29 protein-coding genes are annotated in these 26,105 nt (G+C 34.3%); 12 read left to right on the plus strand and 17 right to left on the minus strand.

What is annotated here, in order from left to right; translation table 11 throughout:
- Positions 1-90 precede the first annotated feature (90 nt).
- The gene (locus tag ACUN28_RS20765; protein ID WP_016088455.1) at positions 91-636 is read left to right on the plus strand and encodes a helix-turn-helix domain-containing protein; all 546 of its coding nucleotides are present in this window, start codon (positions 91-93) and stop codon (positions 634-636) included.
- Positions 637-866: 230 nt separating this feature from the next.
- Positions 867-2,153 carry an acyl-CoA thioesterase/bile acid-CoA:amino acid N-acyltransferase family protein gene (locus tag ACUN28_RS20770; protein ID WP_016088456.1) on the plus strand — a complete coding sequence of 429 codons (1,287 nt, stop codon included), beginning with the start codon at positions 867-869 and terminating at the stop codon, positions 2,151-2,153.
- Positions 2,154-2,196: 43 nt separating this feature from the next.
- Here ACUN28_RS20770 and ACUN28_RS20775 read toward each other — a convergent pair whose 3' ends face one another.
- From ACUN28_RS20775 to ACUN28_RS20800, 6 genes are all read right to left on the minus strand, one after another.
- Complete coding sequence (locus tag ACUN28_RS20775; protein WP_033659659.1) at positions 2,197-2,877, minus strand: prolipoprotein diacylglyceryl transferase family protein; 681 nt, start codon at positions 2,875-2,877, stop codon at positions 2,197-2,199.
- A gap of 17 nt (positions 2,878-2,894) precedes the next feature.
- On the minus strand, positions 2,895-3,449 hold the full coding sequence (locus tag ACUN28_RS20780) for a TlpA family protein disulfide reductase (protein ID WP_016088458.1): 555 nt from the start codon (positions 3,447-3,449) through the stop codon (positions 2,895-2,897).
- Positions 3,450-3,467: 18 nt separating this feature from the next.
- Positions 3,468-4,181 (minus strand): cytochrome c-type biogenesis protein CcdA, encoded by a 714-nt coding sequence (gene ccdA, locus ACUN28_RS20785; protein ID WP_088083572.1) that lies wholly within the window; start codon positions 4,179-4,181, stop codon positions 3,468-3,470.
- Positions 4,182-4,235: 54 nt separating this feature from the next.
- On the minus strand, positions 4,236-5,048 hold the full coding sequence (locus ACUN28_RS20790; RefSeq protein ID WP_016088461.1) for a M56 family metallopeptidase: 813 nt from the start codon (positions 5,046-5,048) through the stop codon (positions 4,236-4,238).
- Between the two features lie 4 nt (positions 5,049-5,052).
- Complete coding sequence (locus tag ACUN28_RS20795; protein WP_445423414.1) at positions 5,053-5,466, minus strand: BlaI/MecI/CopY family transcriptional regulator; 414 nt, start codon at positions 5,464-5,466, stop codon at positions 5,053-5,055.
- Between the two features lie 110 nt (positions 5,467-5,576).
- Positions 5,577-5,972 carry a DUF3942 family protein gene (locus ACUN28_RS20800; protein ID WP_016088463.1) on the minus strand — a complete coding sequence of 132 codons (396 nt, stop codon included), beginning with the start codon at positions 5,970-5,972 and terminating at the stop codon, positions 5,577-5,579.
- A 393-nt stretch (positions 5,973-6,365) separates the two neighbouring features.
- Here ACUN28_RS20800 and ACUN28_RS20805 point away from each other — a divergent pair, with 393 nt between their 5' ends.
- Complete coding sequence (locus tag ACUN28_RS20805) at positions 6,366-7,064, plus strand: peptidase E (RefSeq protein WP_016088464.1); 699 nt, start codon at positions 6,366-6,368, stop codon at positions 7,062-7,064.
- 56 nt (positions 7,065-7,120) lie between these two features.
- On the opposite strand, the gene ACUN28_RS20810 is transcribed toward ACUN28_RS20805, so the two are convergent.
- Positions 7,121-8,530 (minus strand): MATE family efflux transporter, encoded by a 1,410-nt coding sequence (locus ACUN28_RS20810; RefSeq protein WP_016088465.1) that lies wholly within the window; start codon positions 8,528-8,530, stop codon positions 7,121-7,123.
- 100 nt (positions 8,531-8,630) lie between these two features.
- Positions 8,631-9,395, minus strand: coding sequence for a DUF2087 domain-containing protein (locus tag ACUN28_RS20815; RefSeq protein WP_016088466.1), 765 nt, complete (start codon positions 9,393-9,395; stop codon positions 8,631-8,633).
- A gap of 224 nt (positions 9,396-9,619) precedes the next feature.
- On the opposite strand from ACUN28_RS20815, the gene ACUN28_RS20820 reads away from it, so the two are divergent.
- A complete protein-coding gene (locus tag ACUN28_RS20820; RefSeq protein WP_016088467.1) occupies positions 9,620-10,405 on the plus strand; it encodes an MBL fold metallo-hydrolase in 786 nt (261 codons plus the stop codon).
- Positions 10,406-10,441: 36 nt separating this feature from the next.
- Here the strand turns inward: ACUN28_RS20820 and ACUN28_RS20825 are convergent, their stop codons facing one another.
- Positions 10,442-10,633, minus strand: coding sequence for a hypothetical protein (locus ACUN28_RS20825; RefSeq protein ID WP_016088468.1), 192 nt, complete (start codon positions 10,631-10,633; stop codon positions 10,442-10,444).
- 132 nt (positions 10,634-10,765) lie between these two features.
- Here ACUN28_RS20825 and ACUN28_RS20830 point away from each other — a divergent pair, with 132 nt between their 5' ends.
- Complete coding sequence (locus ACUN28_RS20830; RefSeq protein ID WP_016088469.1) at positions 10,766-11,188, plus strand: PH domain-containing protein; 423 nt, start codon at positions 10,766-10,768, stop codon at positions 11,186-11,188.
- 92 nt (positions 11,189-11,280) lie between these two features.
- On the opposite strand, the gene fumC is transcribed toward ACUN28_RS20830, so the two are convergent.
- The 3 genes from fumC to ACUN28_RS20845 all read right to left on the minus strand — a co-directional run bounded on the left by fumC (position 11,281) and on the right by ACUN28_RS20845 (position 15,188).
- Positions 11,281-12,669, minus strand: coding sequence for a class II fumarate hydratase (gene fumC, locus ACUN28_RS20835; protein WP_016088470.1), 1,389 nt, complete (start codon positions 12,667-12,669; stop codon positions 11,281-11,283).
- Positions 12,670-12,793: 124 nt separating this feature from the next.
- Positions 12,794-14,197: a Na+/H+ antiporter NhaC gene (nhaC, locus tag ACUN28_RS20840; RefSeq protein ID WP_016088471.1), complete on the minus strand. Its 1,404-nt coding sequence runs from the start codon at positions 14,195-14,197 to the stop codon at positions 12,794-12,796.
- Between the two features lie 331 nt (positions 14,198-14,528).
- On the minus strand, positions 14,529-15,188 hold the full coding sequence (locus tag ACUN28_RS20845; RefSeq protein WP_016088472.1) for a class I SAM-dependent methyltransferase: 660 nt from the start codon (positions 15,186-15,188) through the stop codon (positions 14,529-14,531).
- Between the two features lie 255 nt (positions 15,189-15,443).
- On the opposite strand from ACUN28_RS20845, the gene ACUN28_RS20850 reads away from it, so the two are divergent.
- Positions 15,444-16,409 carry a DMT family transporter gene (locus ACUN28_RS20850; protein WP_016088473.1) on the plus strand — a complete coding sequence of 322 codons (966 nt, stop codon included), beginning with the start codon at positions 15,444-15,446 and terminating at the stop codon, positions 16,407-16,409.
- A gap of 16 nt (positions 16,410-16,425) precedes the next feature.
- Positions 16,426-17,097, plus strand: a complete 672-nt coding sequence (locus ACUN28_RS20855) for a GntR family transcriptional regulator (protein WP_016088474.1) — start codon at positions 16,426-16,428, stop codon at positions 17,095-17,097.
- A gap of 56 nt (positions 17,098-17,153) precedes the next feature.
- On the opposite strand, the gene fbpA is transcribed toward ACUN28_RS20855, so the two are convergent.
- Positions 17,154-17,324 carry a Fur-regulated basic protein FbpA gene (gene fbpA, locus ACUN28_RS20860; protein WP_016088475.1) on the minus strand — a complete coding sequence of 57 codons (171 nt, stop codon included), beginning with the start codon at positions 17,322-17,324 and terminating at the stop codon, positions 17,154-17,156.
- 193 nt (positions 17,325-17,517) lie between these two features.
- Entirely contained in the window at positions 17,518-18,417 is a 900-nt protein-coding gene (locus tag ACUN28_RS20865; protein WP_098506230.1) for a cation diffusion facilitator family transporter, read from the minus strand.
- Positions 18,418-18,605: 188 nt separating this feature from the next.
- Here ACUN28_RS20865 and ACUN28_RS20870 point away from each other — a divergent pair, with 188 nt between their 5' ends.
- Positions 18,606-19,679: a glycosyl hydrolase gene (locus tag ACUN28_RS20870; RefSeq protein ID WP_016088477.1), complete on the plus strand. Its 1,074-nt coding sequence runs from the start codon at positions 18,606-18,608 to the stop codon at positions 19,677-19,679.
- Positions 19,680-19,718: 39 nt separating this feature from the next.
- On the opposite strand, the gene ACUN28_RS20875 is transcribed toward ACUN28_RS20870, so the two are convergent.
- Positions 19,719-20,825 (minus strand): DUF4179 domain-containing protein, encoded by a 1,107-nt coding sequence (locus ACUN28_RS20875; RefSeq protein ID WP_016088478.1) that lies wholly within the window; start codon positions 20,823-20,825, stop codon positions 19,719-19,721.
- Entirely contained in the window at positions 20,822-21,388 is a 567-nt protein-coding gene (locus ACUN28_RS20880; RefSeq protein WP_016088479.1) for a sigma-70 family RNA polymerase sigma factor, read from the minus strand. The genes ACUN28_RS20875 and ACUN28_RS20880 overlap by 4 nt, the downstream gene beginning before the upstream one ends.
- Before the next feature lie 270 nt (positions 21,389-21,658).
- Between ACUN28_RS20880 and asnB the strand changes: the two genes are divergently transcribed.
- On the plus strand, positions 21,659-23,482 hold the full coding sequence (gene asnB / locus ACUN28_RS20885; RefSeq protein ID WP_033660055.1) for an asparagine synthase (glutamine-hydrolyzing): 1,824 nt from the start codon (positions 21,659-21,661) through the stop codon (positions 23,480-23,482).
- A 42-nt stretch (positions 23,483-23,524) separates the two neighbouring features.
- Here the strand turns inward: asnB and ACUN28_RS20890 are convergent, their stop codons facing one another.
- A complete protein-coding gene (locus ACUN28_RS20890) occupies positions 23,525-24,352 on the minus strand; it encodes a protein phosphatase 2C domain-containing protein (protein WP_016088481.1) in 828 nt (275 codons plus the stop codon).
- A gap of 124 nt (positions 24,353-24,476) precedes the next feature.
- Here ACUN28_RS20890 and ACUN28_RS20895 point away from each other — a divergent pair, with 124 nt between their 5' ends.
- From ACUN28_RS20895 to ACUN28_RS20905, 3 genes are read left to right on the plus strand one after another with little or no spacing between them, the layout of a single operon-like run.
- Complete coding sequence (locus tag ACUN28_RS20895) at positions 24,477-24,887, plus strand: MarR family winged helix-turn-helix transcriptional regulator (protein WP_016088482.1); 411 nt, start codon at positions 24,477-24,479, stop codon at positions 24,885-24,887.
- On the plus strand, positions 24,871-25,200 hold the full coding sequence (locus tag ACUN28_RS20900; protein WP_016088483.1) for a DUF3147 family protein: 330 nt from the start codon (positions 24,871-24,873) through the stop codon (positions 25,198-25,200). Before ACUN28_RS20895 ends, ACUN28_RS20900 begins: the two co-directional genes overlap by 17 nt.
- 36 nt (positions 25,201-25,236) lie before the next feature.
- Positions 25,237-26,097, plus strand: a complete 861-nt coding sequence (locus tag ACUN28_RS20905; RefSeq protein ID WP_016088484.1) for an alpha/beta fold hydrolase — start codon at positions 25,237-25,239, stop codon at positions 26,095-26,097.
- The last annotated feature ends 8 nt before the right edge of the window (positions 26,098-26,105 follow it).

The following is a 26,105-nucleotide window of genomic DNA, read 5'->3' on the forward strand; positions in this document are numbered from 1 at the left end:
TAATATAGTTTAACATAAATCATTCACTTAAGTTAAGTTTAATTTAATTTATTTAAATATAATTTAATAAACAGTAAGGAGCCTTTAATCATGGAAAATATAGATATTGGGAAAAAAATTGAAAAACAAAGAAAAGAAAAAGGTTTAACGAGTAAAGAACTAGCAAAGTTGGCAGGTATTACACCATCTATGTTAAGTCAAATTGAGCGTGGGTCTGCTAACCCTTCTATTCAAACATTAAAAGTACTCGCTAAAGCTCTTGATGTTCCAACATTTAGCTTTTTACTTGAAGATACAAATACAGACGATTTAATTGTACGTTCTCATAAACGAAAAAAAATGATTATCGATAATTTATCATATGAATTGTTATCACCTGATTTCACAGGAAATTTAGCAACAGCAATTATGACTGTTCCGCCGAATACAGCTTCATCAGAAAATGTACTAGAACATAAAGGTGAGGAATTAGCCTTCGTATTGGATGGAACCATTACATTGCACTTAAACGAAGAAGAATACATATTAGAAACTGGTGATAGTGTAAAAATACCTGCTTATTTAAAGCATAAATGGGTAAATCAATTTGAGAAAAATGCAATTGTCTTATTTTCTGTTACTCCGCCGATTTTTTAATATAGGTAAGAAAAATAAGATGAAATTTTAATCAGTAATCGATTATTGGCTTGCATCAATCGAGCTTCAAAAAAAAAAAACGGGATAATCCTTACAAAACATGGATTATCCTTCTTATTTAATAAGAAGCGAACTCCTCCTCACATTAATAAAATTCTATTTACAGTAGAGGGTTATTTTGTTATTCATAGAAAACATGTTATATATAATTTTAATTGAGGTGTTATGAAATGAGCATTCATAAAAAAAAGAAGCCCCGTATTCAAGTTAGTTCCTTAATCTCATTAATTGATTCTCCCATTCAAATTTATATAACTGGATTAGAACCTTTACAAGAAGTAACAATAAGAGCTTCTAGGATTGCCGAAGGATTAAATGATATATATTTAGAATCACAAGCCACATTTATTGCAACTAAAGATGGTAATGTAAACATTACAGAACAAGCACCTATTACTGGCTCTTATACAGGGATTGATGGAATGGGATTATTCTGGTCCTTAGACATTATTAAAATAAGTGAACATTACGATTCTACGCGAAATTATAAAAATCCATTGTCACCTCAAAACTTAACTTTATCACTTGAAATTAATGGATCTACTATTGACGAAATAAACATCTCAAGATTATGGAATGCCAAACAAATCGTCCGGTATCCAATTAGAGAAAATGGATTGGTCGCTACTTTTTTCTACAATGAAAATAAAAAAGCGAATCCAGGAATTATTGTACTCGGTGGTTCAGAAGGTGGATTAAATGAATACCTTGCCGCTTTACTTGCATCACATAATTTTTCAGTACTCACCCTCGCTTATTTCGGAATCGATAATCTACCTAAACAACTTGTAGAAATCCCCCTTGAATACATAAAAACCGCCATTGAATGGATGAAGAACCGCGAAGAAGTCAACAAAAATTGGTTAGGCATACACGGGACCTCTCGAGGAAGTGAACTAGCCCTTTTATCAGCATGCTTTTTCCAAGAAATAAAAGCTGTTACTTCTCTAAACGGTTCAGCTATTGCACTAAGTGGTATCGTCCCCTGGTCTGATGCTACAACATTACCTCCTGCTTGGACATATAAAGGAAAAGCATTACCGTATGCATCTCCAACAAACCCCATCTCCGTCGCACTCGAATGTCGTAAAATGTTTGAAGAACATAGGGGTATGCCCTATCGAAAGTGGTATAACGCTTTAACTTCAGATTCTAAAATTGTAGAGAATGCTACTATACCAGTTGAAAAAATTAATGGAGATGTATTGCTAATTGCTGGTGAAGAAGATGAAGCTGATATTGTAAGATTATCAAAAAAAGCGATTAATAGATTGGATACATTTCATTCTCCTCATTTTTATAAACAGCTCGTATATAAGAGGGCCGGACATTCTATCGGTATCCCTTATTTAAGGATAAATTATGATCAGGGGAGTAAAAAAGATAACGCTTTTGCTAGTATTGATTCTTGGAAAGAAACCATTCATTTTTTTCAGAAAAGCGCACAATCCCAATGATAAAGAGGTATGCGTGTATGAAAATTTCATACATGCATACCTCTTATTTTTTCGGCACAAACATAATCCCTAAACTAATAACAAAAAAGCTCATTATTTGCTGTACTGATAAACCAAATAAAACCGAATTTTGTTCACTGACAAGCGAAAGAATGATATGAGCAAACCCTTCAATCATTAGAAAAACACTTATATTCTTTCCATTTCCGATCCTTTCATTTTTCATCCATAACAAACTTATTATACAAAGAGCAAGGATGATCTCGTATACGAATATAGGATGATATAAAAATTTAGATTCATATATTTTCACACCCCAAGGTAATGTCGTTTGTACACCTATTTTGTGGTGGAATAGAAAATAAAAAATAATACTCATACATAGTCCAATAGGCAATGCATCTAGTAAAATACGAAGCGAAAATTGCCCCTTTTTACTTTTCCAAACAATGTATACACTTGCAATTATGCATCCTACTACAATGTGTTTCATACTTCCTATAGCTAATAATGCTTGCAATGGCGACCTAATGGCCCATACTGGATTTAAAAACGCCGGTGCGAATTTCCATACAAATACGATAATTAGAAAAGCATTTGTTACTGCATCCATCATTTTTTCATATGGTACACTTTCGCTCTTCATCTTTCGTTTCATCAACATAAATCCAAATAGACTTCCAATTATAAGAGATACGGGTTGTAACCTCACGATCCACTCCATCAATACAAAATCCCCTCTTAACTCTCAATTAATTTCTTAAACTTCTCTTCTAATTGATCCGGAGGTAGCACGCCTCGTACTTGCTCTACGATAATTCCATCTTTATTAACAAAAAATGTCGTTGGTAAAGAAAATACTTTATAATCTAATCCGGCTACTCCATCCATATCTAGTAAAACAGGAAATTTAAATCCGTGACGATCTGCAAAAGCACTCGCTTCTTGCACTGGATCTCCGATTGTTGCATTTACTGCAAAAATTTCAACATCCTTTTTATATTTGTCATACAAATGAACTAAGTCAGGTGCCTCCATTTCACACGGGCCACACCATGATGCCCAAAAATTAATAAGATACGGTTTTCCTTTTGCATCATTTAACGAATGCAGTTTCCCGTCTAATCCTTTTAATGTTATGTTTGGCGCTTTAAATCCTACTTGTGGTAATACTTCTGTTTTTTGTAACTCCGCTTGTTTTGCTTTTCTTTCTTTTTCTTCTTTTTTTGTATTATAAAAGTTAACTCCGGCCCAAATTAGTGCCCCGGCCAGTATAATCGCAATTAGTTTCTTCACTTTTCTTCCTCCTCATTATTAAAAGCCTGTAAATCCACCAAATAGACGAATAAAGAATGCTGTGATCTTCGTCATTTGATTTGTGTACAATAAAATCCCTGTTATAATCATCATTCCACCGCCAATTTTCATCATGACATTGGCATATATAACGATCCATTTTACCTTCCCAATAAAGAATGCCATCACGAAAAATGGAACCGCAAATCCAAGAGTATACGCGGTAATATAAAGAAGTGCCCCTTCAGGATTCGTTGCACCAAGCATGAGTACAGCTGAAAATATCGGTCCAACACACGGCGTCCAACCAGCTGCATATGTCATACCGACTATAATCGAGCGAATATATCCAGTCGATTTACTTCTATACTGCACCTTTTTCTCTGCCATAAGCCACTTAGGCTGAAACAAGCCCGTCATAAATAGCCCCATTAAAATAATAAAAATCCCACCAATTTGTTGAATCAATTTTTGGTTAGATGAAAATGTTATTCCAATCCAGCTTACTGATAAACCTAGCGCGTAAAATATAACCGAAAATCCGATCATAAAAAATACGGTATGTATAATCGCTGATTTTTGCATCATTCCACGATTTTCTTTTAAATCTTGAATAGACACACCTGTAATATAAGATAAATAAGATGGATATAGCGGTAAAGAGCATGGTGATATAAATGACAATACTCCTGCCCCGGCCACAAGCCAAATTGTTAAATCTGCTGCATTCATTTTATTCCCCCTAAAGCACTACAACAAGTAGTGCTAATTCTTAAAAAAAAGAGGCTATATGCACTCTCCGACAATCAGTACAACCGACATACAGAATAAACCTAATGTTACATATACCGAATTCGTATGTAACGGAATAGTAAGCTTAACAACTTTTTCATTTACCACTTGCTCGATTCGTAAATTTATTGCTGTTTTTGCAAATGAAGCTGTAACACATCGATTCTCCATTGTCTTTATTTTAATTAATTTTAATAGTGCGCTGCCTAATTCGAATTTAGATTTCATTTTTCGCATCGCATACTTATCTGCTGCTAGCTCTTGATACACATGATAGCGCTGCAATAGCCCTTTTAATATCGGGATGTACACCATTCCTTCTGCTAATAACGTAAAACAAAATAATTTTAACGGATCTCGATTGTTTTGATGATATTCTTCATGAAAAATAATCGCATCCATTTCTTCCTCTGAAAATGTTTGAAGCATCCCTTCTGACATGACAACTTTCGGACGAAATAACCCAATTGTAAATGCTGCAATTTCCGTGGTCGGCAGTATATATATTTGTTTTCCTTTTCGAATGAAAGGGATAAGTACTTTGTGTAATTTTTTACTATAGAAACATTGTCGCCACATTCTTTTACACACGATGAACACAGTAAGTAGTAGAAATCCAGCGATTATAATACGAATGAGCGATAATTCTTTCATATGTTTTTCTAACTGAAACAAGCAAAAATTCGAAAGAAAGAACATCTTATTTTGAAAAAGAAATGGATATGTAACGTAATACACTAACATGCCAAAAAAGAGAGTACTAACAATGACTGCTAACAATACGATTTTACGCATTTGCCATTTCATTTCATTAATCCTCTTTTTTTAACTGAATCAATTTGTCTTCTAACTTTTTTATTAAAGTCGGATCAACCTGCTCTAACTCATCTAGCATATGATTTACAACCAAATCTCCATATTCCCCCATCAATTCCTGTGTCATTTTCTTCGTTTGATTGGATAAGAATTCTTCTTTTGTTTGTACAGCACGATATATGCCACTTCTTTTCACAGTCTGCTTTTCTAAGTGTAATTTCTCTACTAACCTGTTCATAACTGTCATAACAGTATTAAAATTCACAGGTGATTCTTCACTTAATTTCTGCTGCACTTCTTTAATCGTAATACCCTCGCTAGACCAAACAATCTCCATAATTTTCGCTTCAAGCGGTCCAAAGAAATGATTTAACCCTTGCTCATTTAATTTATAGTTTTGAGTAAACATAGTATAGCTCCTTTCACACTACGAATTGTAGTATAAATTAAATAAAAGGTCAAACACGAATGAGATACACTAAAATTCACTACCTATAAATACGTACGCCATTCCATTCATTATAATCCTAGCTTCTCTCCAAATGTTTCAAAGAGATACTGCTCTAATATTTGTACACTAAACTTCTCATTACGCCCAAGTGCAAATAATTCCCGATCTTTCGCTACGATAGTATCTAATGGAATAACGACATTATCCACTATTTTTGTAATTTCAATGATGTTACTTTTTACATTTACCTCTGTTTTAAATTCAATGTTTTCTAATACGATATGCGAGCGTCTTCCTGATGCCAAAAAAGTAAAGTTAGGATTTTTATAAATGCCAATTTCACTCTCTAATGGGTATAAATACTGAAAAATGATATCTCTATGTCCATCTTTTATTATTTTTTCATCCTTCTCATCATCTAAGTATTCTTTCACCTTCGTTGTAAATTCAAATCGAAAATCCACTTTTTTCACGCTCCCTCTTTGTATTTTTACATTAAATAAATATATTGAAATAATTTTACCATATTGTAATACAACTTCCTATTAAAAGTAAAAACTCATTTGTAAAATCTCTATTATTTCCGACTCTTTTTTTAAGTATAAGCACTCATCCAATATGAATTCACGCTTCGTTATATCTATTTAAACATATTCTTTCCATATTTTGAAACAATAGTATGAAGTATTATATATCAATAAGATGTTTCCAATTCATTCTTCTATATAGCTATCATCACCTTTACTATTCCAATATATTTAAACCGTATTTTCTACTTATTCATTACGTAAGAGAAGGAATGTAACTCTCTTCTATCGAATTTTTATATAACAAAAATGATTAGGTGGTGCTTTACTATGAAATTAGCTGTCATTGGTGGCGGTGATTTACAAGATTCAAATCATTTGCCTATTAATGAACGCCTTATAGAATTAACAAATAAACAGTACCCAAAAGTATTATTCATTCCAACAGCTAGTCACGATGATGAAAGCTATATAAAATTATTTTTAGACACATTCGAAAAACAATTACACTGCGATGTACAAATTTTACGTACTATAGCCGATACACCTTCTAAATATGAAATAGACGAAATGATTCAATCCGCTGATCTCATTTACCTCGGTGGTGGAAACTATATTCACATGCTTACACAATGGAAAGAACATGAACTAGATGAAAAATTATTATTTGCTTTGCAGCAAGGAACGCTCATTGCAGGGAATAGCGCTGGTGCTATGTGCTGGTTCACATCTAGTATCCGCTCAGATTATGAAGGTTCTGGTTATATAGAGAGCAATGGCTGGGGAATTGTGAACAAAAGATTTTGTCCACATTATAATCAATTAAATAGAATGAACGCCTTCCATTCCTTTTTACAAAATCATCAAGGTAATATAGAAGGAATTGCACTAGAGGATAATTGCGCTTTATATATTACAGAAGAATCTTTTGAAATTATCGGTGAACCTGAAAAAGCGTGGGAGTTTTATATGAGTGATAAAAAACTCATTAGACAACATTTTGATATAACTTTAAAAAGCTATTTATAAACATACACTTACAAAAAATGTCCCTAAGTATAATAACTTAGGGACATTTGCATTATTTAACTCACTAATCGTGTAATTCGTTTCTTCTGCCATGAAAGCTTATAATATGCATACTGTAATAGTAAACTGACAATAAATGCTGCTGGGTACCCAATCCATATTCCTTCTATGCCAAGATTTGTATGGTAAGAAAGATAATATGCTACAGGTACTTCGACAAGCCAAATTGATACAACGCCGATAACAGTTGGCCATAATACTGTACCACTCGCTCGCATTGTCGCACTAATAATTTGCGCATGCCCGAAAATTAAATAACTCCATAACGTAATCATAACTAGGCTATGAGCAATGTCAATTGTAGTTTGACTCGTCAAAAATAACGATAAAATGTCTCTTGAGAACAAGTAAATAAGAGATATTAATACACCGCCGATGACATAGTTCATGATAATTCCGGCCTTCACAACTTTCTGCAATCGATCAAATTGATTCGCACCAATTGATTGCGCCGCAAAAATGGAGACAGTAATACCAAGACTAACTGCTGGCATTTGTACATAACTTGCAACTTGGTTCACAACTCCATATGCCGCTGTTGCATCCGAACCGTAACGATTTACAAACGCGATTACCGCAATTTCAGATAATGAAACTAATATCATATTAATACTCGCCGGAATACCAAGCCTTAGCAATAGCTTTAATAACTCCCCATCCATCCGAAGGTATTTTCTAACCGTGCCATCCAATTGTAATGGGTGATTTTTCTTCTTTAAATACACTAACATGACAATGAACGTAATCACTGTAGATATAACAGAAGCATAGGCTGCTCCATACACATCTAATTTCGGAGCTCCTAGCCATCCAAAAATAAGAATCGGTAATAAGATCATATTTAGCGCTGTACTTACAATTAAAAAGTAAAATGGTGTTTTAGAATCTCCTGTACCTCTCATAAATGTTGTGTATGCGAAGTATAAAAATAATACTGGCATCGATATAAATAAAATACGTGCATAGTGTACACTTATTTCAATAATATTTTCTGGCGTTCCCATAAGGCGCATAATATCCATCGCAAAAATACTACCTATTATCGCCAACACAACTCCAATAATAAAGGTAAATGTCAGTGTCGTACCAACGATAGCTTTTAAACGATCTTCGTTTTTAGCACCAAACGCCTGACCAATTAATATAGAACTTCCTGAACCGATACCAATTACGAATGAAACGAGTAGGAAAAATAGTGGAAAGAATGCTGATATGGCCGCTAAATCATTTACACCAAGCCATCTTCCTACTACTACCATACCAAATAATTGTCCAACCGATTGTAATACATTACTTAATAGTAACGGTACTAAAAACATCGACATCGATTTCCATATCGGTTTACTCTTACTTTCTAACTTATGTGACTCCGCACCTTCTTTATTATTATCTGTAGGTGGTTTCAAATTTCATTTCTCCTTTTATTAAAAATCTATTTTTTCAATTTCCATCTCTTTGTATAGTTGTTATAATGATATACTTCTATTCATTTTCTTTTTCGTATTATTATAACTTCACCCAATATTGGCTTCCATCAGCTGTTCTATCTAAAAAACCATATTCGATTAAATATCTTCTTAAAGTCACAAAATCCGGATATACGCTTTCTATGATAGTATTTACTTCTTTTTCAGTATACTTTTTATTACTATCAAACTTCGTCACTAAATGGCGTAATATAATTAATTTACGCTTTTGCTTTTTCGGGAATTTAGAAAGCGGTCCATCTAATCCTTCTGTAAAATGAGCTTTTAATACTTCATCATTTTCTTCTTGCGTAATATTGTAACGATCATCCACCATCGTTGCTGTTCTATGAATGGGTACAAATTTCGTTTGTACTTTTGATTTTTCTTCTGACAGTTCCATTAATGCTAAAAATACTTTCGCCTGTTTCATTTTCTCTCGAAGTGTAAATCGATGATTTCGGATGGTTGAAGTACTTCCGCCATCCATCTCTTTTACAATCTCTTTATCATTCAGCCCCATATGGAAAAACTGAACCATTTTCTTTTGCAAATCAGTTAAACCCGTATACTTCTTATCAAGGTTTAATAAATAATCAAACATAGACGTATGTTCATTTTGCACATGCACTTGTACAAACTTCTCTGCTTCATACAAAACTTGATTATCTTGATAAATAACACCCTTAATAAACGCTTCTCCACAAGCTAAACAAATATATTCCTCTGCTTCCTCATCAAACACATACCCTTTTTTCAATTCCTCTACCGACGCATCCCAAAACTTCTCTGAAATATCACTCATACTAAACACTCCTTTAAAATGTTTATCTAAAAACAAACAAATTCCAATATCGTTTATTATCACTTCATCATCTTAACACAATCAAAATAAACATTTCAATGTTTCGTTTACCCATTTTACAAACTTTTATAAAAACGTCTATTAGATATTCTTTAAAAAGGACATAAAGCAACGAAAAGCGAATGTATTTAATAAATGAATTACGATAGGATGTGAAACAAAACATGACTATTCTACAAGACCCGTGGTTTACTGTTAAACAGATCGCCCAAAATACATATGCGATTAGTGAATATGGACATTGGGAGAAAGTACATTCCTTCTTACTTGTAGGCGATACTACCGCACTCCTTATCGATACTGGACTAGGTATCGATAATCTGAAGCGTATAACTGACCAACTAACAAACTTACCAATTACTGTCGTCACAACACATGTCCATTGGGATCATATCGGTAGTCACGCACAATTCGAAGAAATCTATGTACATGCTTTAGAGGAGGATTGGCTCATTAACGGTATAAAAGGACTTCCTATTACTCAAATTAGGCATGACCTCGCACGTGATATTACTTTACCTACACCTAAAACATTTCAACCTGAAACATTCAAACCCTTTCAAGGGACACCAACAAAATTACTACAAGATGGAGACATGATTGATATCGGAAATAGGAAGATTCAGATTATACATACCCCAGGTCACTCACCGGGGCATATTTGCCTATACGATTATGAAACTGCGTTTTTATTTACAGGAGATTTACTTTATGAGGGCACGATTTTTGCGTTTTATCCATCGACAAATCCTATAGATTTAGTTCAGTCTCTAAATAAAATTACAAACATTTCTCCTATTAAACAGATTTTTGGTTCACATCATACCCTCGGCCTTTCACCTGTTATATTGAACGAGGTGAAATATGCTATTCAATATTTAAATGATAAAGAGCTGATTAAACATGGGACTGGTATTCATACATTCCAAAACTTCAGCCTTCAATTTTAACTACAAAAAAGGTGTTTCCGTATAAGAAAACACCTTTTACCTTCTATATATTCTATGTATAACCTCTACTAACACTTTACTTGTCTGTACAAATATATGCTTTCGGTTTCCATCCTCAACGAATTTATGAGCACAACTACCCATAATCATTATACAACTAATTATGACTAGCGCTACCTTTCTATTTTTGTAAGTCACTTCAGCCACTCCACTATTACCAAACTCCATTTAAATTTATCCCATCAAGAAATTTTACACGAATAATAAGCCGAAAGAATATGCAATTCTGCATATTCACACGTTTTATTACGATGTTATGATTTAATTTAGTTACAGTACACGTATACCGAGGTGACTAACTTGAAATTTAAAGCGAAAAAGAATCCATTTCACGTAATTTTTATTACTTTATTTATAATTATTTTTTTCATTTCACTATTCTTCAAAAATGAAAATTCTATTTTTTTCACTTTCATGATGCTGCTAAATGTCGTGAATCTTTCTTCATTCTATTTTTCTCATTACAATATAACTGCATCATCTCTTATTGTAAAACACGGTTTCATATTTCATACTGAAATTCCATTTGAAGAAATTCGTCACATTAAATACTCTGGTAAAAAACTTCATTCAAAACAATGGACTAGACAGCAATTGGAAATCCATTACAATCTATTTGACTCCGTAACAGTTTTTGTACCCCAAGAAGAAGATACTTTTATTTCACTCTTAAAAGAAAAATGTCCACATATGAAAGTATTGAATACGCCTGCTAACAAATAATATATTTTGGCACTTGCAGTAGTACAAATGTAGGACATAAAATAAATATCAAAAAAGCCAAGATTCTGAACAAAGAATCTTGGCTTTTTTTATTACTCTTTCGGGGCAATCATTTTTTTCGGATCGACAATTTCATCAAATTGTTCTTCTGTTAGTAATCCAGATTGCAACGCTGCCTCTTTTAAAGTTAACCCATCTTTATGAGCATGCTTCGCAATTTTCGCTGCATTTTCATATCCAATATGCGGGTTTAATGCTGTAACAAGCATTAATGATCGATTCACATTCTCTTTAATTACCTCTTCATCTGCTTCAATACCCACTGCACAATTATCATTAAATGAAACAATTGCATCTGCTAATAAGTGAGCGGATTGTAAGAAGTTATATGCAATAACAGGTTTAAATACGTTTAACTCAAAATTACCTTGGCTCGCAGCAAATCCAATTGTTGCGTCATTTCCCATCACTTGCGCTACAACCATTGTTAATGCTTCACTTTGCGTTGGATTTACTTTACCTGGCATAATAGAGCTTCCTGGCTCATTTGCCGGAATAATAATTTCTCCTAGACCACTACGTGGACCACTTGCCAGCCAGCGTACATCGTTAGCGATCTTCATTAAATCAGCAGCTAATGCTTTTAATGCACCATGCGTATATACAACTTCATCATGGCTCGTTAATGCATGGAACTTATTTGGTGCAGAAATAAATTGTTTACCTGTAAATTGGCTAATTTCCTCTGATACCATCTCACCAAATTTAGGATGAGCATTAATACCTGTCCCAACCGCAGTACCACCAATTGCTAACTCTTTCATATATGTATTGCTCTCTGCAATCATACGCTCTGTTTTTTCAAGCATACGATGCCATCCGCTAATTTCTTGCCCTAATGTTAACGGCGTTGCATCTTGTAAGTGTGTTCGACCGATTTTTATAATATGTTCAAATGCAGTTACTTTTTCTGCTAACGTTTCTTTTAATTTCGTAATTGCTGGTAATACGTGATTTTCTACTGCGATTACACATGCTACATGAAGCGCTGTTGGAAATGTATCATTTGAACTTTGAGACATGTTCACATCATCGTTCGGATGAATATGTACGTCAGATCCCTTCTCTTTCAAAATTTGATTCCCTCGATTTGCAATTACTTCATTTACATTCATGTTTGACTGTGTACCACTACCTGTTTGCCATACGACAAGTGGAAAATGTTCATTCCATTTCCCTGCAATTACTTCGTCAGCTGCTGCCACAATTGCTTCTGCTTTTTCTTCTGATAGCTTTCCTAATTTTTGATTGCTAAGTGCTGCACTCTTTTTTAAAATCGCAAATGCTTTTACAATTTCAAGCGGCATTTGCTCTGTTCCAATCGGGAAGTTTTCTTTACTACGTTGTGTTTGTGCTGCCCATAATTTATCAGCTGGAACTTGTATTTCTCCTAATGTATCTCTTTCAATTCTGTACTCCATTTTTTCATCCCCTTGAAAATAAAATACCTACATTTCTCATTTTAACAGACTTTCATCCAAATGATAAGAATTCTCACTCGTATATATAAAAAAAATACCTTCTGCCATCGCAGAAGGTATTTTTTTATGATGCTTCCTTTCCTTTTTCAGCATCATCTACATACCAAATGAATTTGCCTGTATATCCGTAAATAACTGCCAAAATTAATGAAACAAAGCTTAACCACATAAACGGAACGTATGAGAATGTTGCTACACCTAAAATACCAGCCATAAAAATACCATTATCTGACCACGGAACCATACCAGAAGTTAACGTTCCACCTACCTCTGAGTTACGTGCTAATACACGGCGGTCTATTTTTAATTTATCATAGCTATCTTCCATAATTTTTGGTGTTAAAATCAGTGATACGTACATCGCACAACCAAATATATTAGCTAAGAATGCCACGATTAATGTAGACAATGTTACATTACCTGCAGAATTTAATTTCTTCTCAAATTTTGATACAATTACTTTTAAAACACCTAGTTTTTCAAGTAATCCACCAAATCCTAAACCGAAAATAATAACGGCTACTGAGCCAAGCATACCGTTAATTCCACCACGGTTTAATAACTTGTCAACAAACTCAACACCAGATTGAATTGAGAATCCGTTATACGCTGTTCCAATCGCCTCTCCAAAGTTCATTCCTTGGAAAAGAGTTGCCCAAATTGCACCAATTAAAGCTCCCATTGCAATTGTTGGCATAGACGGTTTCTTCATCGCTAATAAAGCAATAACAATGACCGCCGGAACAAGCATCCATATTTTAATATCAAATTCCTTTAATAAAGCTTCTTTTAAAAACTCTACTCGATTCAAGTCTACATTATCGCCGCCATACATCCAACCAGCTACAGTAAACATAATGCTAGTAATAATATAAGCCGGAACATCTAATACGAGCATAGCTCGAACGTGAGCAATAACATCTACTTTTGCCATAGAAGCTGCAAGAACTGTACTGTCAGAAAGTGGCGATAATTTGTCGCCGAAATAAGCTCCTGAAAGAACTGCACCAGCAACAAGCGGAAGTGGTAAGCCAAGTCCTTCACCAATCGCCATCATAGCAATACCTGCCGTTCCAACTGTTCCCCATGATGTTCCTGTCGCGATAGAAGTTATAGAACAAATAATTAATGTTGCTAATAGGAATATGCTAGGGTGAATAAACTCTAATCCATAATAGATTAATGTTGGTACTACGCCACCAGCAATCCACGTTCCAATTAAAGCACCTACTGCCACTAAAATCAGTATTGCTTCTAATCCGTTAGAAATCCCTTTCGTAATTGCATCTTGCAATTCTTGATAACGAAATCCTAATCTTAATCCAAGCGCAATTACTAAAAACCATGAAATAAATAGCGCTAATTGAATTGGGAGATCAAAAATCGTTTGGAAGGAAAAGACAACAGCAAGAAATAGTAATAAAAGAACTATGATTTCTAGCATCGATGGTAATCTTACACTTTTCATTTTTTTCTCTCCTTACAAGTCGATAACATGACGTATGTCGTCTTACATGTATGTAATATACAATTAGCGAAGACAAAACAAAATTTTCATATTATTTCGATTTATTTTTCCAGTATAATATACGGACACCTTTTCTATTGTAAAAGTAGATGCTACTTTTCGCAATGGAAAATATAAAAAATGTTACATTTTTTATATATAACAATCAAAGAGTAACTTTTTTAATATTTGCCACCATAAAACTTTTTACTATTATCCTCACCTTTTTAAGGAATATCATTATTCTACACATAAAAAAGCACACATCATTCAAATGATGCATGCTCTACTTTTATTTATACATATCTTGTATTTCTTCTTTATTTTTAAGTATTTCCACAAACTTATCGCTACAACCTTTCGGAAATAACACTCCGAGCCCATATGAATGCTCAAACTGAAAATGAGGATACTTCGCTTTGACCTCATCCCAAAATTTATACACACCGAAGTTCCGATTTTTCACCTCAATATCGTGAAATAACACGATACCGTTATTCGCAAGTTTCGGTAACCATGTTTTATAGTCATGAGAAACTGCTTCATACGTATGATAGCCATCAATATGCAACAAATTTATTGTTCCATCTTGAAACTGATCCACAGCCTCGTCAAAAGTAGACCGAATTAAATTACCTATATGAGGGTAACTCATGTCCGTGTATTTACTCACTATTTGAAAAACACCTTCTCCATATGGACCTGTATGCTCATCTCCTGCCCAAGTATCTACAGCAAAACATTTTGTAGATAATCCTCCATCTTTTACCCCTTGGCAAAAACTGAAAAAAGAAGCTCCTAAATGGGTACCTAACTCAACTAATATTTCTGGCTTTTCAAATCTTACTAAATCATAAGCAAAGTTTAAATGTCCCACCCACGCAGAATTCATACGAATATATGGACTATATTGATCAAATTCAAATGTTGGTTTATGAGTAACCCAGCTCATCACATGTCTCCTTCTACACATATTTTTAACAAACCAAATTACTCTTATCTTTATTTTTTTATCCGCTTGATTATGATTTAATTTTATAATTTTATCTCGCTTTATTTAACCTATTTACTTGTATCGTAAACATAACTGGAACTACTCAACTTCCCACCTTATAACACAGAAATTTCAGTTTATTTTTTATTCATTTCGTGATATATTGCATACTGTATCCAAAACTTATTTTTAGAGAAGGAGAATTAAAACTATATGAATCCAAATCGTTTAAAAGGAATCATTATGGTTGTAATCGGTGCTTGTTTATGGGGCTTGTCCGGAACAGCAGCACAACAACTTTTTCAATATGAAAATGTTTCAACCGAATGGTTAGTTACAATCCGATTGCTTATATCGGGCGTTATCTTGCTCATTATTTCATCATTCGGAACGAACAAAAAAGAAATATTCGGTATATGGAAACAAAAATCTGATGCTACTAAAATGATATTGTTTGGCCTATTCGGTATGCTTGCTGTTCAGTACACGTATTTTGCTTCTATTAAAGAAGGAAATGCCGCCGTCGCAACATTATTACAATATTTAGCTCCTATATTTATTACTGTATACTTACTTTTCAAATGGAACGTTCGTCCATCAAAAATTGATTTCATTTCCATTACCCTTTCATTAGTAGGCACTTTTCTCTTACTAACAAACGGGTCCATTCATAACTTAGCTGTTTCTACACCAGCTATTATTTTGGGTATTTTATCTGGATTATCTCTTGCTTTTTATAGTTTATATTCAAAGGGATTACTAGAAAGATGGTCTTCCTCTGTTATCGTTGGATGGGGCATGATTATTGGGGGTATTGGTGTAACGCTTCTACACTTTATTTCTACGAAAGAATTCATTTTATTATCGACTATGAAGTATGTAAAACTAAGTACCCTACCGCTCATCACATTTGTCGTCATTTTTGGGACACTTATTGCATTTTATTTATACTTAGACAGCATACGATACCTGACTCCGAAAGAAACGACATTATTCGGTTGTACAGAACCACTCGCAGCTATTATTTCTTCTGTACTTATATTACACGTACCATTTCAATCTTTTCAGTTATTAGGGGCTTTTTGTGTCATTGTAATGGTGCTCATCTTAAGCCAAAAACCGGATAAAGGGAAACCAGAATTAAAGCTTGTTCATGAGAAAAAGAAGAATATACAATGAAAGGATTGAATTCACTATGCCTGTCCCTCAAAATTATAAAAAACCAGGAAGAGTTTCGGCAAAATCACTCGTTTTAAATCAACTACAAGATTGGATTATTGAAGGTGTACTGCAGCCTGATGAAAAAATTAATGATGGGGAGTTGGCTGAAGCACTAGGAGTAAGCAGAACACCTGTAAGAGAAGCACTTCAAATATTAGAGCTTTCTGGATTAGTGGAAATGGTACCTGGACAAAAAACAAAAATTGCTCCTATTAAGTTAGACGACGTATCTATTATTTATGAAACAATGGCTGGCCTTCACTCTATTATAGGAAAGCAAGCACTTCAAAATATTACAGACTCTGATATGAAACTACTTTTTGAAATAAATGATGATTTCCAGCGCTCTATAGAGAAAAAAAACGCAAAACAAGCTTTAGAATTAGATATACAATTTCACAATACAATTTCTTCTATTGCTAAAAACCAATATATTGAACCCTTTCTAGAAAATATGCAACTTCATGTTTTACGCCTTGAATATTTGTTTTTCCAAAACTTTGTTCCAGCAAGTCAATCTATTGAAGAACATCACTCTATCATTCAAGCATTGCAAAAGCAGGACGAAAAACAATTGGAACAAATGATGTCTCAAAACTGGCTCCGTCCAATGAAAGAAATACAAAAAATAATTTCTACGAAATAATAAGAGAGCTGGTTACACAAAATCGTAACCAGCTCTCCTTTTACTAATCTATATAGTTATGCCTGAATATCTGCATAATTTTCCATATCTTCGTACTCTTCTTCCAATTCCTCTAAAGACAGCTCGTATAATTGTCGGTCACGAATTTTAAACACACCTGCCCCAATTAACTCATCAATTAAATGCCTCTTACGATTTTCAACAGCAAAACGGAGTTGACTACTCATCTTTTAAAAAACTCCTTTCTACAATCATTGAAAATGATAATCTTTATCAATTACCACTTTTGATTATAAAAGATGACTCTTTATAAGTAAAGTAATTTCATGAAATATTTACCTTACAAAGTATTTGTGGCCACATTATATATATGTATGCTCCGCGAAAAATGTTATGACACTTTTTCTTATCCTTTTTCTTTCATACTTTGCAAGTTGTCTCAATATGATGAAATTCACCATCTATTTCTACTTGAATGGTGACATGTTCTACATGAAACTTCTCCTTTAATACATCCGTAGCCTCTATTAATACATTTTGCGTTTCATTACCTTTAATAATTAAGTGGCAAGTTAATACTTGAAAATCAGATGTGACAGACCATATGTGCAAATCATGAACTTCTTTTACAACCGTAATATTTAATAATGTACTTTTTACCTCTTCAACATTTATATGCTGGGGTGCACCTTCCATTAATATATGGACCGTATCACGTGTTACACGCCATCCGCTAATAATGACTAAAATAGACACAAGAATACTAGCAATCGCATCAGCAACAGTCCATCCGAAAAATTTAATACATAGCGCTGCAATAATCGCTCCGACTGATCCTAATAGATCGCCTAATACGTGTAGGAAAGCACTTCTTAAATTCAAGTTACCCTTCACATCTCCGCCTCTCATTAATATCCCAGCTGATAAAATATTAATAAGCAGACCAAGTACAGCAATAATGAGCATCCCATTACTAGCAATCTCAACTGGTTCTTTAAAACGGCGAATTGCTTCAATAAAAATGTATAATGAAATGACAATAAGAACGACACCGTTACATAATGCCACTAACATTTCGACTCGCTTATACCCGTATGTTTTCGCAGTTGTTGCTGTTTTTTCTCCAAGCTTGAACGCAAGTAAACTTAACGCTAAAGATACTGCATCACTTAACATATGCCCCGCGTCAGATAGTAGTGCTAAACTATTTGTTACAAATCCCCCAATTACTTCAGCAATCATAAAACTTGTCGTTAGTACGAAAGCAATTAGTAGCGCTTTTTTATTGTTAGAATGACCGTGATCATGTGAATGTCCCATACAAACGCTCCTTTAAGTGCAATATCTGTATGTTAGTATGAAACAAACTCCCCATCTTTATCCTAATTCCTCTGTATACACACTTCGCTGCTTTTCAAATAAGTCCTTTTTCTCAAATAAAAACAAGACTACTTCTTTTTTATTTTCATATTGTTTACTAAAGAAAGAATTTTTAAGGAGGTTACGAAATGAAACGTTTATTTCTCTGTATGGAGCGTGAACTTGTTGTAGTGAAAGAACAATATGGTAACTATGAAACAGCGTATCACTTACAAAATATGCAACCTACCTGTATCGCTGTTGATCCATTTCAAAAGAATCGTGTATATTGCGGAACATTTGGACGAGGTCTCTGGTTAAGTGACGATAGCGGAGATTCATGGAGACCAATTGGAGATTCTTATCGTTACTTTGATTTTCTAAAAGAAGATGGTATTTTACATTCTTCGATCACTTCCATTACGATAAGCCCTAATGAACAAGTTAACGGCTATGGCGTCGTTTATGTCGGCACAGAACCGAGCGCTTTATTCCGCTCAGAAAATGGTGGTGAAACGTGGACGGAAATGAAAAATATGAAATCATTATTATCTTCTTATACGTGGGCTTTCCCGCCTAGACCTTTTACTCATCACGTACGCTGGATTACAGTGGATCCACAGAATCCGAATACAATCCATGTTTCAATTGAAGCTGGTGCTGTTATTCAAAGTAACGATAAAGGGCATACATGGATTGATAAAAAATTCGGTGCTCCTATCGATGCTCATCAATTACTTATGCACCCTCAAGCCCCAAATCGCCTTTATGCATCATGTGGTGACGGATTTATGGGCGGACCTGATCGCGCATACCTTGAAAGTTATAACAGCGGAAACAGCTGGATCTCATGCAGTGAAGGACTTGAACATCATTATTTATACAGCTTGGCTATCGATCCGGCTGATTGCGATACAATTCTCGTTTCTGCCGCACCGAGTGCTGATCTCGCTCATCACCGTATACCTTATGAATCTTTTATTTATCGTAAAACGAAAGATACTCCGTTCCAGCAAGTACAGCAAGGACTACCATCAGCAATCGGTACAGTTATTTCGATGTTTGCGACAAACGAAGCAGAACCACATACATTTTACACTTTAAATAACAATGGCGTGTTTCAATCCACTACTAGCGGCGAATCGTGGGAACAACTAAACATTCCGTGGAAAGATGAATATAAAACGCAGCATCCGCATGCATTGCTCGTAACTAATTCTTAACGAAAAAAGACTGCCTAATGGTTTTAGGCAGTCTCTCTTCTATTTCTTTAAATCAATGACAATATCATCTAACACTATATCTTTACTCTTCGCTTCTTTTTTCGGCACTTCAATTTTCTTCTCTTTTCCATTCACATACTCCACTCCACCATGATTTTCAGGTGTATGAACTCGTAAGTGTACGCGAGGTGTAACGATAAGCTTTGTTGCATTTTCGTTCAACTTTTGGAATGTAGCACTCCAACTACTTTTATGTGGCTCTGCTACTGTACTAGTTCCTCCATTTCCTTCACCTGCATATTTATTTCCTAAATCATCTTTTATTTCTAATTCCACATCAGCGCTATCCCATATACTTCGTAACGTCTTAGATTCTTCCTGATTGAAAAAAACGATAAATGACATCGGGGTTACTTCCATTTTGTCTATATTTACTTTTATTAATTCATTTTCAGAAACCCTATTAACCTTTACTTCCTTACTATCCATTGCTTTTAAACTAAGCGCGAAATTCCAGTTCCCCTTTATTGCATTACCTTCATAATCCAACTCAATTGCCTCTATATCCCACCAAACATTTGCAACATCTAACCTTTCACTACCATGACCACTCATCGTAGTCATACCTACATATTTTCCCTCTCCAACTTTTGTAACGTTCGAACTACCTCCTCCGCCATTAAAGCCCATAACTTGCGGACTTCCAAATGGGAACGGTTTCTCTCCTAAGTCTTTATCACTCTCGATAGAATATGTGAGTGTGATTGTTCTACCATCGAACACAGCATCATTAATTGTAACCTTAACCCCATTACTCTCTCTCGTCATATTCAATTCAGTCGAAAACTCCTTATAATTTTCATATAACCCTGTTCTACCATTATCTAAAAATCGGAATATATCACCTACAATTGGCAATCCCCCTGCATATGTAGGAAACCCAATACCAAGCGTTGCGACTGATAACCCTACTAAAATAGATGCAGCAGCAACACCTTTTTTCCAACTTTTCATCTTTTTCTTCGTACGTATCGATTGTTTTACATTGCGTTTTACTTTTTCTTTTTCAATTTCAGAAGCCTCAATTTCCTCAAGTTCTTTTTCATCTATATCAATATTATTTAATAGTTCATAAATGTCTTTCATATTGCACTACCTCCAAAACTAATATTCGTAGCATTTTGTTGTAGTTTCTTTTTTCCCCGGTACACACGATTATCTATCGCTGCCCTGGTTAATCCTAATTTCTCCCCGATTTCCTCTGTCTTCATACCAAGGAGATATTTCATAATGAACACTTTTTGATCTAACGGTTCTAATTGATTAATAAGCTTCAATAATTCTTCCCTATCTTCCATAACGATTAATTCGTCTTCCGCTGATTTTTCCGTACTGATATGAAACTCATCTGAAATAATTTCTACTTTTTTAGTCGCTTTCCGGTAATAATCAATCGCCTTAAATTTTGCGATCGCTGCAATCCATTTTTTAAAATCATTCGGCTCTCCATGAAACTTATTTGCGTTAATCCAAATGGAAAGAAATATATCGTTTACACATTCCTCTATGAGTCCATCATTTTGAACTGGAAGAAGAACTTTGTGCGTAATCCCCTTTATGAGTGGTAAGTATGTATCGATAACAAATTCTAGCGCATCTTCTTTTTGCCGCTGTAATCTTTTTATAAAATTTTTCTCATTCGATTTCATGTAGCGATTCCCCTTATATTTTTGTAAAAGCTTTTACACCCTATATAACGTCTTACAAAATATTTTCTCTCATCTTTTTTTATTTTTTGTATGTAATGGAATACTTTCCCTTAGCCATTGTCTCACATAACTACGCATTCAAAGAAAATTTTCTCAAGTCTACACTTTAATTCATGTAGTACACTATTTATATGGTCATCCTTTAACTAGGTGTACATTTTATTTCATTAATCTACTTTTCAACATTTTAAATTAGGAGATGAGATGTGTATGTGTGGAATTACAGGTTGGGTAGATTGGAAGGAAAACCTTTCAAATCAACATGTTATTTTAAAAAAGATGGCAAATCGTATTCAGCATCGCGGGCCTGATGCTGAAGGGTTCTGGTTTTCACCTCGTGCGGCCTTTGCACACCGGCGTTTAATTGTTATTGATCCAGAAGGCGGGACGCAGCCGAAGACATTTCGTGCTGGTGATTATACGTATGCTCTTACTTATAATGGAGAAATTTATAATTTCCGTGAGCTTAGAGAACAGCTTCGAAAATGTGGTCATGCATTTGAAACGCATTCAGATACAGAAGTATTACTACATGCATATTTAGAATGGAGAGAAGACTGCGTACAACATTTAAATGGTATTTTTGCCTTTGCAATATGGGATGATCAAAAGCAACAATTATTTTTAGCACGTGATCATTTAGGCGTAAAGCCACTCTTTTATACAGAAAGAAATGACAGTATAATTTTCGGATCTGAAATAAAAGCATTATTAGCTCATCCATCTGTTCCTGCTGAAATTGATGCGGATGGCATAAATGAAATATTTGGATTAGGCTTATTTCGAACTCCAGGATGTGGCGTCTTTCAACATATTCAAGAAGTGCGTGCCGGACATTCTATAACATTTACACGTGAGAAAAAAGTAGTTACGAAGTATTGGAATTTAGAAAGTAAGGTCCATACAGATTCTATAGAAGATACATCATCACATATTTTATCTATTTTACAAGATACAGTAAAAAGACAATTAATTACCGATGTTCCTCTTGTCTGTATGTTATCAGGAGGATTAGATTCTAGCGGTATTACTGCACTAGCGGGGAAAGAATTTGCTGCTGAAAATAAAACACTTCATACGTATTCCGTTGACTTTGTAAATAGCGCAAAAGATTTCGAGCTGACATTTGCTCGCACTGGTTTAGACGCTCCTTGGGTAAAACGCGTTTCTGAACATGTAGGAACATCTCATCATGATATTATTGTGAATGCTGAAGAATTAGCAAATCACTTATTCGTTCCCCTCCATGCAAAAGATTTACCGAGTGCTGGTGAAATGGAAACTTCACTATATTTACTATTTTGCGAAATGAAAAAAGATGCGACCGTAGCTTTATCCGGCGAATCTGCTGATGAAGTATTCGGTGGATACCCTTGGTTTCATCAAGAAGAATTACTATATGTAGATAAGTTTCCTTGGCTAACAAATTGGAAAAATACATCTCCTCTTCTACTAAATGAAGTAAGTAACCAATGTAATCTAGAAAACTATATTGATACACGATTCCAAGAAGCAATTCTTGAAGTCCCTACTCTTGAAGGTGAAAGTAAAAAATCCGCAAAACAACGTCAAATGTTTTATTTATTTTTAACGAGATTTCTCCCATTCTTACTTGACCGTAAAGACCGTATGAGTATGGCTGTAGGATTTGAAGTTCGTGTACCGTTTTGCGATTATCGATTAGTTGAATATTTATGGAACGTTCCTTTCGATATAAAAAGCATTGATAATATTGAAAAAGGCATTTTACGTAGAGCACTGCAACCTGCTTTACCTGAAGATGTACGCAATAGAAGAAAAAGTGCGTATCCAACTTCACAAGACCCACATTATTTACAAACGATCCGTCATTTATCACTCGACATGTGCAGTAATAAAAACAATCCTATTTTCTCACTTATTAATCATTCCACATTACTTGCCATTGCCGATCAAAGCAATAAAGACATTAACAATTTTGAAGCAAGAAGTGCTATGGAATATATGCTTCAAATAAATGAATGGTTAAAAACGTATCACATCCATATCGCTTAACAAAAAGGAGTTCAAGAGTAAAAACCTTGAACTCCTTTTATATTAATTAGCACATTGTTTATTATCAGTGTCAATGGACCATCCAATAATTGTGGCACAATCTCTACCTTTCCACTGTAGTACATTTGTTAATACTGGTTCAATCTGCAGGCTATTTCCGTCGTGCAATATTTCTACTAAAGATTGATCATCATCAAACCTTCGTTTATCACATTCTAAAATACCGTCCGTTGCCATTACAATGTGATTCATTCCTTTTTCTAATCCCCTTACACCTGACGTAAAACAAGGGGTATTTGCTGCAAAAATATTTTTCCTACCAATATATTCGTAATTCTTCCGTTTATTTAATCGCCCTTTACCATTCTTCGTTTTCTCAGAATGGAATAAATATGCGAAACAATCACCAACTGATAGCCAATATAAAAATTCGCCTTTTCGTAAACAAATTAAGCATGAAAGTTCCTCATCATCTTGATCACATTTTTCAATAAACAGCTCATCTGTAAATAACGCTAATAAGTACATATGCGTATGATGAAAAGCTAAATGTATCGGATAGGAAAATAACTCTTTTAGTTTCTCTTTTCTTTCTGAAATTGCTTCTATTATGTAATCTATATTTTTTGTTTTGTGGTGTGTATCAAAAATCATAACAAATTCAAATTGTAATTCAGGATCCCACCAAGCAAGCACCGCATCTCCTCGTTCATATGCATCACTCTCTTGATTTCCCCCATATACGCCGACTGAAAGAGGACCACATTTTTCAACATGTATTTCATCTACATACATCTGCTCATGACTCATCCATTTAAATGTATTCACAGCTATCATCCTCTCTCTTGCTAAATGTATACCTTTACACATAGATTACCTTATATTTCAATAAAAATAAACTTTTTCAACATTTTTTATCCAAATAAAAGGATTTTATCTCTATACTCACGAATATATCTTATTACACGATATAAAAATAGGGGGATTTATCATTATGAAAGACATCAATCAACATTGGGAAAGTATTTATTATCACTTACGATATGAATATGAAGACAACCTTTCCCACCAAGCCATTCGTATTTTACAAATCGCTTCTCGTGAGAAAGATATAACAATTGGAAAAGTCGCTACTGAGCTTAGTCTCTCTCATAACACAGCGTCTGAACACGTAAAACGCCTTATTCAAAAAGGATTTATTATGAAAGAAAGAAACAAAAAAGATGAAAGAGTTGTGAACCTTACTTTAACGAAAGAAGGCATTGAAGTATTAGAAAAACACACTTTACTCGATAAAGAAAAGATAAAAATATTAGAATCACAGTTATCAAAAGAAGAACAACAATTAATTGAAAAAGCCTTTTCGTTATTAGCGAAGGAGGCAAAATATGCATTTCCTCGTTAAAGTAATCGTTTCTGCACTTATTATTGGCGTTATTACTGAAGTCGCTAAACATTTTAGTACGATAGGCGGCTTTATTGCTGCCCTTCCTCTCGTTAGTTTACTGAGTCTATTTTGGATTTCTTTCGAAGGCGGGAACAAACAAGAATTGAGTCAATTTGCTATAGGCGTACTATATGGATTTCCTGCATCCGCACTACTATTATTTATCGTTTATATTGGTTTAAAAAACTCATTTTCACTTAGTACATCGGTCTTATTCGGTGTAGGTGTTTGGTGTATTGTTTTTGCTTGTCAAAAATTATTTCAAGCTTAGTTAGGAGGGTTTACTATTTATAAATTTGTAGAGGTATTGGAGCAAACTATAGAAGTATATATAAAAGGAAGTAGTAAACAAACGGTAGTTATTCAAACCGGAATGACTTGCTCATTTTATGATTGGCTTCCTATTATAGAAAAGCTTTCGCAGCACTTTACAGTCATTTCATACCATCGCCCAGGTTACGGAAAAAGTGAACTAGGAAATTATTCGCGTACTACAAGACAAGCAACAAACGAACTACATATGTTACTACAGAAATTAGCTATTCACGAACCTATCATTCTAATCGGTCATTCCTATGGAGGTTTATGTGCACAACATTTTGCGATGTTACATGAAGATAAGCTACAAGCACTTATTTTAGTTGATTCTACTTCTATGAACTTACACCGATTAGATGAACTTCATTTACCAGTTTCTGATCAGACTGATTCTGATGATATGTGGCTTCAAAAATATAATACATACTCCAAAATGGATGTAGACATGCTTTATAATGAACTAAAACCTATGCTAGCCGATCGATCAAGACAGCAAATTGAATTTTTTACCTCTCCTTCATTATATAAAGCGACAGCTTCTGAACTATGTGAGTGGAAAAATTGTGCTCACTTAATAAAAAAGCTATATAAAACATTAGAAACACCTTTAATCGTTATCGGTAGAGACCCTCAATATTCTATTACTCAGTTGACTGAGGGTGGCATGCCAAAAGAGGAAGCGATACAACTTGAAGCAATGTGGCAAGAACTGATTCATGAACAATTACAAATCTCAATAAATAACCAATATATACTTGCCGAACATGCTGGTCACGGAATCGAAAATGATCGACCAAATATTATTATTGAAGCAGTTCAATCTCTACGAATAAAAAAAGGAAGCAACTAAAGCTGCTT

Source organism: Bacillus sp. WC2507 (assembly GCF_052656125.1).

Coding starts and splice junctions, on each gene's coding strand:
- ACUN28_RS20845 (WP_016088472.1), bottom strand. CDS start 15,188: ATGAGCTGGGTTACTCATAAACCAACATTTGAATTTGATCAATATAGT.
- ACUN28_RS20870 (WP_016088477.1), top strand. CDS start 18,606: ATGAAACGTTTATTTCTCTGTATGGAGCGTGAACTTGTTGTAGTGAAA.
- ACUN28_RS20805 (WP_016088464.1), top strand. CDS start 6,366: ATGAAATTAGCTGTCATTGGTGGCGGTGATTTACAAGATTCAAATCAT.
- ACUN28_RS20850 (WP_016088473.1), top strand. CDS start 15,444: ATGAATCCAAATCGTTTAAAAGGAATCATTATGGTTGTAATCGGTGCT.
- ACUN28_RS20765 (WP_016088455.1), top strand. CDS start 91: ATGGAAAATATAGATATTGGGAAAAAAATTGAAAAACAAAGAAAAGAA.
- ACUN28_RS20865 (WP_098506230.1), bottom strand. CDS start 18,417: ATGGGACATTCACATGATCACGGTCATTCTAACAATAAAAAAGCGCTA.
- ACUN28_RS20875 (WP_016088478.1), bottom strand. CDS start 20,825: ATGAAAGACATTTATGAACTATTAAATAATATTGATATAGATGAAAAA.
- ACUN28_RS20890 (WP_016088481.1), bottom strand. CDS start 24,352: ATGTGTAAAGGTATACATTTAGCAAGAGAGAGGATGATAGCTGTGAAT.
- fumC (WP_016088470.1), bottom strand. CDS start 12,669: ATGGAGTACAGAATTGAAAGAGATACATTAGGAGAAATACAAGTTCCA.
- ACUN28_RS20820 (WP_016088467.1), top strand. CDS start 9,620: ATGACTATTCTACAAGACCCGTGGTTTACTGTTAAACAGATCGCCCAA.
- ACUN28_RS20775 (WP_033659659.1), bottom strand. CDS start 2,877: ATGGAGTGGATCGTGAGGTTACAACCCGTATCTCTTATAATTGGAAGT.
- ACUN28_RS20825 (WP_016088468.1), bottom strand. CDS start 10,633: ATGGAGTTTGGTAATAGTGGAGTGGCTGAAGTGACTTACAAAAATAGA.
- asnB (WP_033660055.1), top strand. CDS start 21,659: ATGTGTGGAATTACAGGTTGGGTAGATTGGAAGGAAAACCTTTCAAAT.
- ACUN28_RS20795 (WP_445423414.1), bottom strand. CDS start 5,466: ATGTTTACTCAAAACTATAAATTAAATGAGCAAGGGTTAAATCATTTC.
- ACUN28_RS20880 (WP_016088479.1), bottom strand. CDS start 21,388: ATGAAATCGAATGAGAAAAATTTTATAAAAAGATTACAGCGGCAAAAA.
- ACUN28_RS20895 (WP_016088482.1), top strand. CDS start 24,477: ATGAAAGACATCAATCAACATTGGGAAAGTATTTATTATCACTTACGA.
- ACUN28_RS20815 (WP_016088466.1), bottom strand. CDS start 9,395: ATGAGTGATATTTCAGAGAAGTTTTGGGATGCGTCGGTAGAGGAATTG.
- ACUN28_RS20855 (WP_016088474.1), top strand. CDS start 16,426: ATGCCTGTCCCTCAAAATTATAAAAAACCAGGAAGAGTTTCGGCAAAA.
- nhaC (WP_016088471.1), bottom strand. CDS start 14,197: ATGAAAAGTGTAAGATTACCATCGATGCTAGAAATCATAGTTCTTTTA.
- ACUN28_RS20900 (WP_016088483.1), top strand. CDS start 24,871: ATGCATTTCCTCGTTAAAGTAATCGTTTCTGCACTTATTATTGGCGTT.
- fbpA (WP_016088475.1), bottom strand. CDS start 17,324: ATGAGTAGTCAACTCCGTTTTGCTGTTGAAAATCGTAAGAGGCATTTA.
- ACUN28_RS20790 (WP_016088461.1), bottom strand. CDS start 5,048: ATGAAATGGCAAATGCGTAAAATCGTATTGTTAGCAGTCATTGTTAGT.
- ACUN28_RS20770 (WP_016088456.1), top strand. CDS start 867: ATGAGCATTCATAAAAAAAAGAAGCCCCGTATTCAAGTTAGTTCCTTA.
- ccdA (WP_088083572.1), bottom strand. CDS start 4,181: ATGAATGCAGCAGATTTAACAATTTGGCTTGTGGCCGGGGCAGGAGTA.